Raw genomic sequence first — 13,486 nt, 5'->3', positions numbered from 1 at the left:
CGTTCTGGCGCCCAAGATGGGTCGGCTTCGATCAGCATCCAGATGCCGCGATGCGGCCGATCACAAGCCGCCGCGCAACCCGGGCCTGGGTGGCTCAGCGGTAGCGCTGGCAGTAAGCAGAAGCGCGGAAGTCGTGGAGGAAGGCGGCGGCACCGTCGCCCTCCCAGTGGTCCAGCGGCGGCGAGATGGAGCGCACCACATCCAGGAAGGCGGCCTGATCGCTCAGGCGGTGGCTGATGACCAGCCAGCTGCGCTTCGCCTGTGGGTCGAGGCAGATGCGCCGCACAGTGGCGCGGGCGTCGTGCACAGGATTGGGCGTCACCCGGAAGATCACCACCGGAAGATCGTCAAGCTGGAACGTGGGGGCATAGAAGTCGAACGCCTTGTGGGTCATTGAACCGAGCACCACATGATCGCCGGGCTGTCGGTGCTTTGCGATGTGGGCCATGGCCCCTTTGATGTCCTGAGCGTTTTCAGGCTGGCGAAGCACCCGCCAGCTCGGCAGGGCCATCACGAAGATGAGGCTCAGGGCCAGTCCCACCGCCACGGGCCTGGCCCTCCAGCGGTTGGTCTGTTGCCAGATCACTTGCACCAGCGCGGCGAGCGCCAGATACACCAACGGCAGCAAGAACAGGATCAGGCGCGAGCGAAAGGGGTAGAGGTGCAGGGCGGAAGCGGCCAGCACCGCGATCAGCGTGACCAGAAAGATGCCTGCCACCCGCCGGGACAGCCGCGCCAGGGCCACGGACCCCAGCAGCGTGAGCGCCAGCAGACCCACATTCAGCGCATCGAACCACCCGGGCATCTCGCCGTGGTGCGCCACACCGGTGTGGCGCATGGCGAGGTAGACCAGGCCCAGCGCGTTGTTCCGGTACCAGCTCAGGTCTTCGAGGCTGTGTGGGGGGAAGGGGGCATACGCCGCTTCCCAGAAGCCGATCAGGCTGCTGTTGGAGGTGAGGTTGCGCAGCGAGAGGGTGTGGTTCAGGCCGAAGCTCAGCAGCCAGACCAGGCCCACGACCGTGATCGCCAGCCACGCCGCTCGCTGCCGGCGGTGGGCCATTTCCAGCCAGAGCACCGTCCCGGCTCCCGCCAGCACAAACAGGCTGGCGTGAGAAAACCAGATGCAGGCAGCGCCTGCGAGCGCCAGCTTCCAGCCGTCGGCTGGCCCATGCTCGGCACGGAAACGCATGCTCAGCCACAGGATGAGCACGCTGCACAGCACGTCGCCCTGGTATTGCTTGAACTCGCTGCTGTAGTACACCAGCACCGGCGCAAAGGCCATCAGCCCCATGAACACCGACCGGGCCAGTGCACCCGGCAGCACCGACCGGGCGATCGGGATGGCCACCACGAGGCTGAGAACTCCGGACAGCAAGGGCAGCAGGCGCAGCGCCCAGTCGTGCGTGCCCAGCACCGAGGTCACCGCTTTGACCAGCAACAGAAAACCCAGGGGCGCCACCTGCCCGTTGGCGAGGGGGTGGAACAGCAGTTCACCGAGGTCGCGGTCCACGAAACTGGTCGCGAGGTAAGCCTCGTCCAGCCACAGGGAGCGGTTGAACAGGTACTGCCGAAGGCGCAGGATCAGCCCCAGGGCCAGCAGCACGGCGGCCCACAACGCGGGGCCGTTCGGGCGCCATTTCAGAAACGCTTGGGGGCTCATGCCTGAATCACGCAGGCCAAGGCCAGCCCCTCGGGCGCCTCATGGTCGGCCAGCACCCAGGCACGGGTGGGGTGTTGGGTGGCGTCCTGCAGGCACTGTTTGAGGAAGCGGATCGAGGGCATGTCCAGCGCGGCAAAGGGCTCGTCCAGCAACGTCACGGCGGTGCCTGCGGCGAGCGCGGCGCAGAGCCACACCTTGCGGCGGCTGCCCGTGGAGAGCATGTACAGGGGTTTGTGGAGATGGGCACCGAGCGAGAAGCCATCGACCAGATCGGGCAGGGCGGCCGGCCGGAAGTCGGGGAACTGTCGACTCGTGGCGTCGAACCAGTCGCTGGGCGTGACGCTGTCCGGCATCTCGCCGCGGGGGTCGGTCCGGAACACCCGCTGGCGATAGGTCTGGGGTTGTGTGGCCAGCGAGGCGTCACCGATGGTGAGGCTGCCCTGACGCGGCAAGAGGTCACCCGACAGCAGCTTCATCAGGGTGGTTTTTCCCCTGCCTTCGTCGCCCTGGACGAGGCTCACGCCAGGCGGAATGTCCAGGTTCAGCCCTGTCCAGAGGGGCGCGCCACCGGGCCACGCAAATTCAAGACCCCGCGCCGACAGGGCTGGAGACGGATGGGGGCTGTGTTCTGCATGCATGGCTGGCGAGGAGCATACCGGGCGTCGGGAACAGGGCTCCAACAGGGCTTCAGTAGTTGATGTTGAAGCGGCTCCCCTGGTGGTTGAGCACGGCGCTGTGCGGGGTGATCACTTCCAGGGTCAGCCCGGGTTCGATCTGCTGCCCTTCCAGCACGATCTTGCCGTTGACGATCAACATGCGATGCGCGGGATTGTCCGAGTAGGTGGCGCCTGTGACCTTCACCGGCGGCGCGGAGGCCGGAGCGCCGGTGGCCATGGGCGCGCTCGGCGTTGCGGTCGCGCCAGCGGTGGGCGCGGCGGGCGGTGGGGTCGGTGCGGGCTGGCGCGTGACGGCGGAGGGCATCGGCGGCACCGGGTCGGGTCCGAACGCCGCACCGGTTGACGCCGCCGCCACCTGTGCGGGTACCGGTGCCGAGGGTCGCGCGGCCATGGGTCGCTCGGGCAACAGGATGGGCGCCGGACGGGCCGCGGCCGCCGTGGATGATGGGGAGGCGTCGGGTGACGGCGTGCTGCTGGGCGCCACAGGTGTGGGCATGGGCCCCGTGCGCGGGGCCACGGACGCGTTCGGCGTGGCCTGGGGCACCGGCGCGGTGGCCACGTCGGGGGACTGCGCCGACGGGAGGGCTGGCCCTGAAACCGACAGGTCCGTGGAGGCGGCGGGGGTGGGCGCGGCAAGCTTCGACGATGGCCACCACAGCGCGGCCAGGCCGGTCACGCACAACAGCGCCAACCAAACGATCACCCCCGTGCGTGAGCGCCACCAGGGTGCTGTGGGTGGATGCCCGTGGGCCTGCGGGGTGACGTCGGCGGTGGTCGCACCTGCGCGCAGTCCGCGCTCGGCGTCGGCCCGTTTCAGTGCATCAAGGATGTAGGACATGGTGGCTCAGGGGGTGATGGGTGCCAGGCGCGGTTCGTCCACACCGCTGGCCCGGTTGAGCAGCATCAAGGTCGTGGTCGTTGCACGCCCGGTGACCTCGATGCCTTTGTCGCGTTCAAACGCTTCGACCTTTTCGCGCAGCGTGCGGGCGGAGGCCGGCAGCTGGCCCTGGCGTTGCAGTGCCGTCAGTTGCTGCGCCATCCAGCTGGCTGCCGTGCCCTGGTAACCGTCGACCAGGCGACCCGATTGGCCGGGCGGCGTGCGCCACAGCGAGACGTATTCGCCTTGCCAGAGGCTGGACAGCTGGTCGCTGGGCAGCGTCCAGCGGTGCTCGCCAGCGCTCAGTGTCACCTGGCGCTCGTCCATCGCCTCCAGCACCGCGTGGCCATCGCCATCGGGCAGGCGCAGGCGGAGCACGGCGGGGCGGTCCATCTGGCGCAGGCCGTTCAGGGTCATGCGCGACGTGCGGTAGCACTGCAGTTGCTGCGACAACGCCGCCGCGCAGGGGTCCTGGCCGGGGGCGGTCATTTGCCAGCGGGGGCCGATGGCCTGCAGGCCCGCGTTCTCGCTGGGCAGCAAGCGGCTGGCGGTCATGGCGACGGTGGCCTGAGCGGGTGCTCGGGCAGGCTGCGTCGGCGTTGCGGTGGCGGCCGCTCGTGATGGGGTGGCCGGTGCCGCGGCGGCCGAGGGGGCCGTCATGGCAAGCGCGGCGGGCGCGGGTGAGGCGGATGTCGATCGCTGCCAGAGCCAGACACCGGGCACCGCCGCCAGGGCGCCGACGATCAGGCCCAGACCGAGCATGGCCTGCGGGCGGCGCAAGCTGCTGCCTGGGGTTTGCGGGGTGAACACCTCTTTCGCCGCCCGCTCGACCACCGCCGGGGTCACCTGATGCAGCCCCTGGGCGTAGGCGCCGAGCAGCGCGCGCCCGCAGAGCAGGTTGATGCGGCGGGGCACGCCACCGCTGAGCCGGTGGACGCGGCGCAGCGCACGTGGCGCAAAAGGCACAGGGCCGATGTGGCCGGCCACGCCCATGCGGTGCTCGATGTAGTGCCGGGTGTCCGTTTCATCAAGGGCGCCCAGGTGGAAGCGGGCCACCACGCGCTGCGCCAGTTGCTCCAGTGCGGGGCTGGCCAGCAACTGGCGCAATTCGGGCTGCCCGATCAGCACAATCTGCAACAGCTTGCGCTGATTTGTTTCGAGATTGGTGAGCAGACGAAGCTGCTCCAGCACCTCGATCGAGAGGTTCTGGGCCTCGTCGATGACCAGCACCGGGTTGCGGCCGGCCGCGTGGGAGGCAAGCAGAAAGGCATTGAGTGGGTCGAGCAGGGCCTTGACGGTGGGTTCGCGGTCGTGGTCCAGGGCGGGCTCGATGCCGAATTCATCGCAGATGCTGAGCAGCAACTCGATGACGTTCAGGCGGGGATTGAAGATGTAGGCCACCTTGCACTGGCTGGGCGCCCGTGCCAGGAAACGGCGCGAGATGGTGGTCTTGCCGGTGCCGATGTCGCCGGTCAGCAGCACGATGCCGCCGGTCCCTTGCACGCCGTACTGAAGGTGGGCCAGCGCTTCCCGGTGGCGCTCGGTCATGAAGAGGAAACGCGGGTCTGGCGAGATCGAGAACGGATCCTGCTTCAGGCCAAAAAACGCGGTGTACATGCGCAGAGCATAGCCTGCGCAGCCACGGTTTCAACCACCCTCGCCGGAGCCGATCCCGGCCCACCGGCGGGGGGGTTCTTCGTCAGGCGGCCAGGGCCATGGCCGGCTTGCTGACCGTGCTGGTGCTGTTGCTGGATTTGGCGGCGCTGCTGATCGAGCACTCGATGTCACCCGAGAGCTGGCCACCTTCTTCGATCACGACCTTGCCGTAGCGGATCTTGCCGGTCACACGGCCGGTGGCGTAGATCACGAGTTTCTGGCGCACGGTGAGGTTGCCTTCGAACACGCCGTGGATTTCGGCGATGTCGATCTCGGCGGAGCCCTTGAAGGCGCCTTGTTGGGCGATCTGGATCACGCGCGAGTCCATCGTGGCTTCCACCAGGCCCTCGACCACCAGCGTATCGCAATCGGTGATCTCGACGCCCTTGAGCTTGATGTTCGGGCCGACGGTCAGCTTGCTGCCGCCTTCGGGCACGGTGGTGGAGGCAGATGGCGTGCTCGTGGGCACGGGGGCTTTGGGCTCGGGTGTTGCCACGGTGGCCGAGGCTGAGGAAGGTTGGCCGGTGGCGCCGTAGCGGGGCGCGGTCACACCCGTGTTGAGCGGGCTGGGTTGTTCGGTTTCGCGTTTTCCAAAATGCAGTGCCATGCGAGCTCCTTCTAAAAATGAAGCGCCCATGCTACGTGGCGTGCGGCTTACATTCGGGTGGGTCCGGTAAGAGCGGTAACGAGATGAACGAGGCTTTGCACGAGCGCACGCGAGGGCTGCGCTACAGTGCCCCGCATGCCACGTCACTGGGTCCTGGGCTCGCTCGCCGCTTCACCGCTCAGCCTGGGTTTGCCCCAGGTGAGCGCGCTGCTGGCGCGCCTGGGGCTGGCCGGGCGCCACGCGGTGGCGGAAGACCTTTTGCAGCTCGTGGGTGCCCATGTGCCGCTGGCGCAGTGCACGATTTTCGCCTTCGAGGCCGGTCGGCGGCCCACGATCATGGCCGTGGGCGACCGCTCGCGCACGCAGGAGCTGCCTCACATCGCCGAGGCCTATGTGAGCCGCTTCCACCATCTGGACGGCAGTGCGGGCGTGATGCGCGACGAGCTGGCCGCCGCGCAGAAAGCCGGCAGTGCCGCGCCGCGCATCGTGCTGCACCGCCAGCGCGGGGCCGACATTCAACACATCGATTACCGGCGCATCTGCTACGAGCAGCCGCAGGTGGCGGAGCGGCTGGCGGTGATGGCGCTGTACGAGGGGCGGCGCTGGCTGTCGGTGAACCTCTACCGGGGCATCGAGCACGGCCCCTTCGACGACGCGGGCGTCGCCGTGGTCGAGGCGTTTGCGCCGCTGATCGTGCACGCCGTGCGCCTGCACCACACGGGCCAGGCCGTGCACCAGGACCTGAGCGGCCTGCTGCTCGCGCGCCTGGTGCGGCGCTTCCCGGCGCTCACGCAGCGCGACCGCGACGTGGTGGCCGCGTTGATGGACGGCCTCTCCACCGAGGCCCTGGCCCTGCGCCTGGGCCTCACGCTGGCCAGCGCGCAGACCTACCAGAAGCGGGTGTTTCGCAAACTGGGCGTGGCCGGGCAGCGCGAGCTGCTGGCGCTGCTGCTGGACGGCGGCGCCTGAGTGCTTCGGGCTGGGTCAGTTGTGTTCCCATATGGGGACATCTCCGACGGCCCCGGTGCCTACACTGCCTGCAAAGCACAGGAGACAAGACATGCACCAGCCCCACGCCGAACCCCGGCGCTCCATCTATTTCGACTACCAGGTGTTCGACGCCTGGTCGCCTTCACAGCATCCGAAAGAACAGCACGCCCCGGTGGTGATCGCAGGCGCCGGTCCCATCGGCCTGGTGACCGCGCTGGCGCTCGCGCAGCATGGCGTGTACAGCGTGGTGCTGGAGTCGGAGCGCCAGGTGTCCGAGGGCAGCCGCGCCATCGCGTTCACGCGCCGTTCGATGGAGATCCTGCAGCAGGTGGGCGTGGCGGACCGCATCACGGCGAGCGGCCTGCCGTGGAACTGCGGCAACTCGTTCTACCGGGGGCAGCGCGTGTTCCGCATGGAGAACCCGCACGACCCTGACGACCGCTTCTTCCCGCTGATCAACATCCAGCAGCAGTACATCGAGCAATACCTGGCCGAGGCCTGCGCCGCCAGCCCGCTGGTCGAGCTGCGCTGGGGCAACAAGCTGCTGTCGCTCGCGCAGGATGCGAACGGTGCAACGCTGGAAGTGGACACCGCCGAAGGCCCGTACACGCTGAAAGCCGACTGGCTGGTGGCGGCCGACGGCGCGCGCTCGACCGTGCGCACGCTGATGGACCTGAAGCTCGAAGGCGCGTCCTACGAAGGCAAGTTCGTCATCGCCGACATCCGCGTGGACCTGCCGCTGCCCACCGAGCGCCTGGCCTTCTTCGACCCCGGGTGGAACCCGGGCAACACCATCCTCATGCACCGCGAGCCGCACGGCCTGTGGCGGCTGGACTACCAGCTGCCCCCCAGCGAGACGCCCGAAGAAGCCCTGAAACCCGAATCGCTCAAGGCCCGCATCGACGCGCAACTGGCCATGATCGGCCACGCCGGCGTGCCCTGGGAGATGGACTGGTGCTCGGTGTACTCGGCCCGCGCGCTGACGCTGCCCGACTACGTGCACGGCCGCGTGCTGTTCACCGGCGACGCGGCCCACCTGCTGCCCATCTTCGGTGTGCGCGGCGCCAACACCGGCTTCCAGGACGCGCAGGCGCTGGCCTGGCGGCTGGCGCTGGTGGCGAAAGGCGTGGCCGGGCCCGCGCTGCTCGCCAGCTACAGCAGCGAACGCGTGGCCGCAGCGCGCGAGATCATCGACGAGGCCGGAAAAAGCACCCGCTTCATGACCCCGCCCACGCGCGGCTTCCGCCTGCTGCGCGACGCCGTGCTCTCGCTCTCGCTGAGCCAGCCTTTCGTGGGGCCGCTGTACCACTGGCGCACCTCGCGGCCGCACGAATACGGCACCTCGCCGCTCAACAGCGCGGACGACGACAGCGCGCGCTTCGCCGCCGGCCCGGGCCACGGCGCGCCGCCGAAAAACACCTGCCTGGCCCCTGACGATTTCCTGCTGGACCACCTGGACCACCGCTTCACCCTGCTGATCGCGACCGACGATCCGGCCCTGCCCGAAGCCCTCTGCGCAGAAGTGCAGGCACTGCGCGGCCAAGGCCTGCCATTGCACGTGATGGCGGTGGGCCGCGCCGAGCCGGTGCAGGGCGTCGACGACACCCTGGCCGACGCCAACGGCCACCTGCGCGAGCGCTATGGGCTGAAGGCCGGAGGCGCCTACCTGCTGAGGCCCGACCATCACGTCTGCGCACGCTGGCTGCGTCTCGATGCGCCCCGCCTTCGCGCAGCCCTGATCAACGCCGCCGGCCTGAACAAGGAACTTTGAACATGAGCCCGAACACCCTCACCGTCCCCGGCCTGGAGCAGGTCTACGACGCGCTCGCCACGGCCATCGACCAGGTGGGCCCCGAGCACACCGAGCGCTTTCTCGTCAAGCTGGCCCTCATGAACGCCCACGCGCTGGCCGACCCGGCGCTGTTCCAGGCGCACATCGACGTGGCGCTCAGGGACCTCTGAACCCAGCCGCCCTGGACGGCGGTGGGCGTCGCCAGCGTCAGGCAGATGTCGGTCAGCAGGTCGGCCGGTGCCGTGTCGCGCTGTTGAGGTACTTATCTCGAACACCGGCTGATCGGCCAGGCGGTCGTGGATGTGGGCGGTGAATCGGGCGGGTTGGGCCCGGTGGGGTCATGGCGTCCCGGGGTTCGGCCCAATGCCGATGTGGATGTCGATGCGGACCATCCCGCGGTCTTGCGCACCGGTGTTCTTCTATGGATGGACAGCGTCCTGCGGGGTGACAGGGTTGATGGTCAACCCCTACACTCGCGGGTCACTTCGCGACAGCCCCACGAAGGCCCCTTGATGCCTCCTGTTCGGGAGACGAGGGTCGGGACGCTCGCCGCGAACGCTGCCCCAACTGCACCCTGAAACGCGCATGAATCTGCTCTACGACCCGGGCTATCACCCCGACGATCTCGTTGTTCAAGTCTCCGAGCTGTTGGTCGCCACGGCCGACGCCTCGGACGAGCTCCTTGACCAGTCCATCTCCGAGGTGCTGCGCCTGCTGCGCGACAGGATGAAGATGGACGTGGTGTTTGTGTCCGAGTTCACCCGGGGCCAGCGCGTCATGCGGTACGTGGAGACGTCGCCGGGCGACCCGGCGGTGGCGGTCGGCGACGCCGATCTGCTGGAGGTCTCCTGGTGCCAGCGTGTGGTGGACGGACGGCTACCCGAGTTCATCCCCGACGCCCGGCAGCTGCCGGCCTCCGCCGAGTTGCTGAAGAAACTGCCGTTTCCCATCGGCACCCACATCAGCACGCCGATCGTGCTCAGGGACGGCGAGGTCTACGGCACCTTGTGCACGTTCAGCATGGCGCCCAAGGACAACCCCGATCCCAACCACCTGAAGGTGTTGCGTTACACCGCGAAGCTGGCCGCCGAGAAGATCGAGGGCCGGCGCGAGCAGGACCGGCAGCGCACCCAGCCGGCGGATCTGTCCCTCGTGCCGCTGGACAAAAAGCCGCCGTCTTTCTAGGCGCCGCCCGTCCGGCGGGAGGCCCCGGTCGCACGAGGGGCAGGGCAGGGCACCTACACTCTCGGGTTATCCCCCGATTGCCCCCATGAACGCCCCCGTCGACGTCTCCTTTTTCGCGCGCGCCGCCAAACCGCTGACCAGCTACCGCCCCTACTGGGCCAAGCGGTTCGGCGTGGCGCCGTTCCTCCCCATGAGCCGGGCCGAGATGGAGCAGCTCGGCTGGGACTCGTGCGACATCGTGCTGGTCACGGGCGATGCCTATGTGGACCACCCCAGCTTTGGCATGGCCGTGATCGGCCGCGTGCTGGAGGCGCAGGGTTTTCGCGTCGGCATCATCGCCCAGCCCGACTGGCAGAGCGCCGAACCCTTCAAGGCGCTGGGCAAGCCCAACCTGTTCTGGGGAGTGACCGCGGGCAACATGGATTCCATGATCAACCGGTACACGGCCGACCGGAAGATCCGCAGCGACGACGCCTACACCCCCGGTGACGTGGGCGGCAAACGCCCCGACCGCGCCGCCATCGTCTACAGCCAGCGCTGCCGCGAAGCGTACAAGGACGTGCCCATCGTGCTCGGCGGCATCGAAGGCAGCCTGCGCCGCATCGCCCACTACGACTACTGGAGCGACAAGGTGCGCCGCAGCATCGTGGTGGACGCCAAGTGCGATCTCCTGCTCTATGGCAACGCCGAACGGGCGCTGGTCGAGGTGGCGCACCGCATCGCCGCGCGCGAACCCGTCGAGCAGATCACCGACGTGCGCGGCACCGCCTTCGTGCGCCGCCCCGGCGACCCGACGGCCGAGGGCTGGATCGAGCTGGATTCGAGCGAGGTGGACCAGCCCGGCCACGTCGAAGACCACATCAATCCCTACCTGACCACGAGCGAGCAGGCGCAGGCGCAAGGCCAGAGCTGTTCGAAGGAAGACAGCGCTCCGGCGTCCGATCCAACGGTCAAACCCATCACCATCCATCGCCCGCAAGGCGCCGGCGGTGTGGCCAAGCTGCCGCGCGAGCGCACCGTCATCCGCCTGCCCAGCTACGAGCAGGTCAAGAGCGACGCCGTGCTCTATGCGCACGCCAACCGCGTGCTGCACCTGGAGACCAACCCCGGCAACGCCCGCGCGCTGGTGCAGGCGCACGGCGAGGGGGCAACGTCGCGCGACGTGTGGATCAACCCGCCGCCCATCCCGCTGACCACGGCCGAGATGGATTACGCGTTCGATCTGCCCTACGCGCGCAGTCCGCACCCTGCCTACGCCGACGAACACGGCCAACACGACGGCGCGACCAAGATCCCGGCGTGGGAAATGATCCGCTTCAGCGTGAACATCATGCGCGGCTGCTTCGGCGGCTGCACCTTCTGCTCCATCACCGAGCACGAGGGCCGCATCATCCAGAGCCGCTCGGAAGAATCCATCATCAAGGAGGTCGAAGACATCCGCGACAAGGTGAAGGGCTTCACCGGTACCATCTCCGACCTCGGTGGCCCCACGGCCAACATGTACCGCCTGGGCTGCCGCAGTCCGGCCATCGAAGCCGCCTGCCGCAAGCCCAGCTGCGTCTACCCGGGCATCTGCCAGAACCTCACCACCAACCACGATCCGCTCATCAAGATCTACCGCCGGGCGCGGGCCTTGAAGGGCATCAAGAAGATCCTGATCGGCTCCGGCCTGCGCTACGACTTGGCTGTCAAGAGCCCCGAGTACGTGAAGGAGCTGGTGCAGCACCACGTGGGCGGCTACTTGAAGATCGCGCCCGAGCACACCGAAGGCGGGCCGCTGTCCAAGATGATGAAGCCCGGCATTGGCAGCTACGACCGCTTCAAGACCATGTTCGAGAAGTACAGCGAAGAGGCGGGCAAGAAGCAGTTCCTCATCCCGTACTTCATCGCCGCCCACCCGGGCACCAGCGATGAAGACATGATGAACCTCGCGATCTGGCTGAAGAAAAACGGCTTCCGCGCCGACCAGGTGCAGACCTTCTACCCCAGCCCCATGGCCACCGCCACGGCCATGTACCACACCAACCTCAACCCGCTCAAGGGTGTGCACCGCGACGAAAGGGCCGAGCGCGTGGACATCGTGCGCGGCGACAAACGCCGCCGCCTGCACAAGGCCTTCCTGCGCTACCACGACCCCAACAACTGGCCGATGCTGCGCGATGCGCTCAAGGCCATGGGCCGCGCCGACCTGATTGGCAACGGCAAACACCACCTGATCCCGACCTTCCAGCCGATGACGGATGGGGGGTATCAGAGTGCGCGCAAGAAGAACTCGACGCCGGTGGGCGCGAAGGCTAGCGAGCGGGCGGCTGCAGTGGTGAAGACGGGTACGGGTGGTGTGGGGGCGGGAGCCTCAAGCCCCGGCAGCAAGGCGCCGGTCAAGGGGCGCCTCCTGACGCAGCACACCGGACTCCCGCCGCGGGCGGGGGTGAAGGGGCGGGGGCGGTAAATTGCGGCCTTCGTCGCGTGAGAGATTGGGAAGCGGCTGTGCCGAGTTCTTCGGGGGAGTGTTTTTCCGTGATGCGGCTCGGCGGGAGTGTTGGTGCTTGGTGCCGTTGCCATCGCTGCTTGCTCACGCAACAGCAAGGTCTCAATAGCTCCGCCATCGGCAGCCAGTTGAAATCAAGCACCAAGGCTTTGATCGCGCGGAAGTCACTGGCGCTCAAAAGCGACTCGGTCCGACAGACTTTGGTGAAGTGATGCTGGAGACCTCGATGCTGACGTCGCAGCGTGTTCGGCGAACGCCCTGCCGTAACGTCGAACACGAATCTGTTGCAGGCCGACAGACAACGCAATCCAAATGTTGCGCGCTGCGCGGGCCGCAGGCATCACTTCGCGGGAAGAAATGGCCAATTTCAGGGCGCGGATGGGCCATGAATCCGGTGGATTCATCCGCTTGGAAGAGGGCTTTCGGGTAAACCCAAGGCATAGAGCAAATTCCGGTGCATTCCGCTTTGCGCGAAGGGACACCCGTGCTTGAGTCGATACACACCACCGACCATCCGCGCGGATCGGGATCGTGAGGTTCCTGCAGGGCAACCTGCTCCAGCTAATCCGAAGACGCTGTCCGACGATGCCAAGGGAAGCAACAATTGCCAGCGAGAGCAGATCCCGACACATTGCACGCGATACAGCGTGCCGTCGAACAGCATTGGCGGTGGGAACAACCGCGACCAAACGCCCCTCAGCCGCTTGGTGAATCTGTGTCGCAGTGGCCCGCGCGGGCGGTGCAATTGCAAGGCAGACCCAGCATCGGGATCAGCAAGCACCTCCAGCACCGCCCCAACGATCGCGGCATCGAGCGGGAGCCTGCAATCGTCAGGGGGTAGGTTCAGCTGCGCCACGGCCAGCGGGTATCGGCCGCCACCACACAACGTTCAACCTGGGCACCGAAGTGCGGGCCCGGGCGCCCACCGCGCTTTGCTGGCCTGACCGGTGGCGCACGCCTTGCCAGGCTGCAGGACTGTGGCAGTTTTGCCGTCAATTCAGAAAGATGTCACAAAAAATATGGCATTCTTTGCCGCATGACTGAAAACACTGCACCTTCTGCCGACACGTTGTTGCCCACTCCTGCCCCCACGTCCACCGCATCCAGCCCTGAGCCGACTGCGGATGAAGGCGATGTGCAGCCGGGTGCTGGGCAGGCGGCCATCGACGCCGCCATGCAGGCGGCAGAAGCGGCGGTGTCTGGTGCGGTGCAGGGCATGGCAACGAGCCGCTCGCCGTCTTGAGGCCCATCCGTTTTCGTCATCCGGGCCCGATTCCCCCCCCTTTGTTCCCTTAACTTTTGAACGGACAACACCATGGCCTTTCCCACCGCTGTCAACAGCCAGATCACCGATGCCGTCACCCAGGCGAACGTCAAGGTATTGGGCGATGCCCCCGCCATGGCCATGGGCAACCTGTTCCAGGCCACGGCACAGTCACTGGCCCTGGCAGCGCAAAACGCCACGGCTGCCCAGCAGCAAGCCAGCGTGCTGGCGCAGGCGGTCACCACCCGCTGCGTGCAAGCCCTGTTGGGCGGCGACAAGAGCTGATTGCC

General features: G+C 67.6%; 12 protein-coding genes. 7 read left to right on the top strand and 5 right to left on the bottom strand.

What is annotated here, in order from left to right; translation table 11 throughout:
- Positions 1-94: 94 nt before the first annotated feature.
- The 5 genes from IM738_RS09235 to IM738_RS09215 all read right to left on the bottom strand — a co-directional run bounded on the left by IM738_RS09235 (position 95) and on the right by IM738_RS09215 (position 5,477).
- The gene (locus tag IM738_RS09235; RefSeq protein WP_236965579.1) at positions 95-1,660 is read right to left on the bottom strand and encodes a glycosyltransferase family 39 protein; all 1,566 of its coding nucleotides are present in this window, start codon (positions 1,658-1,660) and stop codon (positions 95-97) included.
- The gene (locus IM738_RS09230; RefSeq protein ID WP_272907840.1) at positions 1,657-2,298 is read right to left on the bottom strand and encodes an ABC transporter ATP-binding protein; all 642 of its coding nucleotides are present in this window, start codon (positions 2,296-2,298) and stop codon (positions 1,657-1,659) included. The genes IM738_RS09235 and IM738_RS09230 overlap by 4 nt, the downstream gene beginning before the upstream one ends.
- Before the next feature lie 49 nt (positions 2,299-2,347).
- The gene (locus IM738_RS09225) at positions 2,348-3,175 is read right to left on the bottom strand and encodes a general secretion pathway protein GspB (RefSeq protein ID WP_236965577.1); all 828 of its coding nucleotides are present in this window, start codon (positions 3,173-3,175) and stop codon (positions 2,348-2,350) included.
- A 6-nt stretch (positions 3,176-3,181) separates the two neighbouring features.
- Positions 3,182-4,831, bottom strand: a complete 1,650-nt coding sequence (locus IM738_RS09220; protein ID WP_236965576.1) for an AAA family ATPase — start codon at positions 4,829-4,831, stop codon at positions 3,182-3,184.
- An 82-nt stretch (positions 4,832-4,913) separates the two neighbouring features.
- Positions 4,914-5,477, bottom strand: a complete 564-nt coding sequence (locus IM738_RS09215; protein WP_236965575.1) for a bactofilin family protein — start codon at positions 5,475-5,477, stop codon at positions 4,914-4,916.
- A gap of 135 nt (positions 5,478-5,612) precedes the next feature.
- Between IM738_RS09215 and IM738_RS09210 the strand changes: the two genes are divergently transcribed.
- The 7 genes from IM738_RS09210 (at position 5,613) to IM738_RS09180 (ending at position 13,481) form a co-directional block, all read left to right on the top strand.
- Entirely contained in the window at positions 5,613-6,446 is an 834-nt protein-coding gene (locus tag IM738_RS09210; RefSeq protein ID WP_236965574.1) for a helix-turn-helix transcriptional regulator, read from the top strand.
- Between the two features lie 91 nt (positions 6,447-6,537).
- The gene (locus IM738_RS09205) at positions 6,538-8,238 is read left to right on the top strand and encodes an FAD-dependent monooxygenase (RefSeq protein ID WP_236965573.1); all 1,701 of its coding nucleotides are present in this window, start codon (positions 6,538-6,540) and stop codon (positions 8,236-8,238) included.
- A 2-nt stretch (positions 8,239-8,240) separates the two neighbouring features.
- Entirely contained in the window at positions 8,241-8,429 is a 189-nt protein-coding gene (locus IM738_RS09200; RefSeq protein WP_236965572.1) for a DUF2783 domain-containing protein, read from the top strand.
- Positions 8,430-8,844: 415 nt separating this feature from the next.
- The gene (locus tag IM738_RS09195; protein ID WP_236965571.1) at positions 8,845-9,444 is read left to right on the top strand and encodes a GAF domain-containing protein; all 600 of its coding nucleotides are present in this window, start codon (positions 8,845-8,847) and stop codon (positions 9,442-9,444) included.
- A gap of 85 nt (positions 9,445-9,529) precedes the next feature.
- Entirely contained in the window at positions 9,530-11,893 is a 2,364-nt protein-coding gene (locus tag IM738_RS09190) for a YgiQ family radical SAM protein (RefSeq protein ID WP_236965570.1), read from the top strand.
- Positions 11,894-12,968: 1,075 nt separating this feature from the next.
- Positions 12,969-13,175, top strand: a complete 207-nt coding sequence (locus IM738_RS09185; RefSeq protein ID WP_236965568.1) for a hypothetical protein — start codon at positions 12,969-12,971, stop codon at positions 13,173-13,175.
- A 72-nt stretch (positions 13,176-13,247) separates the two neighbouring features.
- Positions 13,248-13,481, top strand: a complete 234-nt coding sequence (locus IM738_RS09180; protein ID WP_236965567.1) for a RebB family R body protein — start codon at positions 13,248-13,250, stop codon at positions 13,479-13,481.
- Positions 13,482-13,486: the final 5 nt, after the last annotated feature.

The sequence above is a fragment of the Hydrogenophaga sp. SL48 genome, assembly GCF_021729865.1.
In the GTDB taxonomy this organism is placed as follows: Bacteria; Pseudomonadota; Gammaproteobacteria; order Burkholderiales; family Burkholderiaceae_C; genus Hydrogenophaga.
This window is presented reverse-complemented; position numbering and strand designations above follow the sequence as displayed.

Coding starts and splice junctions, on each gene's coding strand:
- IM738_RS09185 (WP_236965568.1), top strand. CDS start 12,969: ATGACTGAAAACACTGCACCTTCTGCCGACACGTTGTTGCCCACTCCT.
- IM738_RS09220 (WP_236965576.1), bottom strand. CDS start 4,831: ATGTACACCGCGTTTTTTGGCCTGAAGCAGGATCCGTTCTCGATCTCG.
- IM738_RS09235 (WP_236965579.1), bottom strand. CDS start 1,660: ATGAGCCCCCAAGCGTTTCTGAAATGGCGCCCGAACGGCCCCGCGTTG.
- IM738_RS09200 (WP_236965572.1), top strand. CDS start 8,241: ATGAGCCCGAACACCCTCACCGTCCCCGGCCTGGAGCAGGTCTACGAC.
- IM738_RS09205 (WP_236965573.1), top strand. CDS start 6,538: ATGCACCAGCCCCACGCCGAACCCCGGCGCTCCATCTATTTCGACTAC.
- IM738_RS09195 (WP_236965571.1), top strand. CDS start 8,845: ATGAATCTGCTCTACGACCCGGGCTATCACCCCGACGATCTCGTTGTT.
- IM738_RS09225 (WP_236965577.1), bottom strand. CDS start 3,175: ATGTCCTACATCCTTGATGCACTGAAACGGGCCGACGCCGAGCGCGGA.
- IM738_RS09230 (WP_272907840.1), bottom strand. CDS start 2,298: ATGCATGCAGAACACAGCCCCCATCCGTCTCCAGCCCTGTCGGCGCGG.
- IM738_RS09210 (WP_236965574.1), top strand. CDS start 5,613: ATGCCACGTCACTGGGTCCTGGGCTCGCTCGCCGCTTCACCGCTCAGC.
- IM738_RS09180 (WP_236965567.1), top strand. CDS start 13,248: ATGGCCTTTCCCACCGCTGTCAACAGCCAGATCACCGATGCCGTCACC.
- IM738_RS09215 (WP_236965575.1), bottom strand. CDS start 5,477: ATGGCACTGCATTTTGGAAAACGCGAAACCGAACAACCCAGCCCGCTC.
- IM738_RS09190 (WP_236965570.1), top strand. CDS start 9,530: ATGAACGCCCCCGTCGACGTCTCCTTTTTCGCGCGCGCCGCCAAACCG.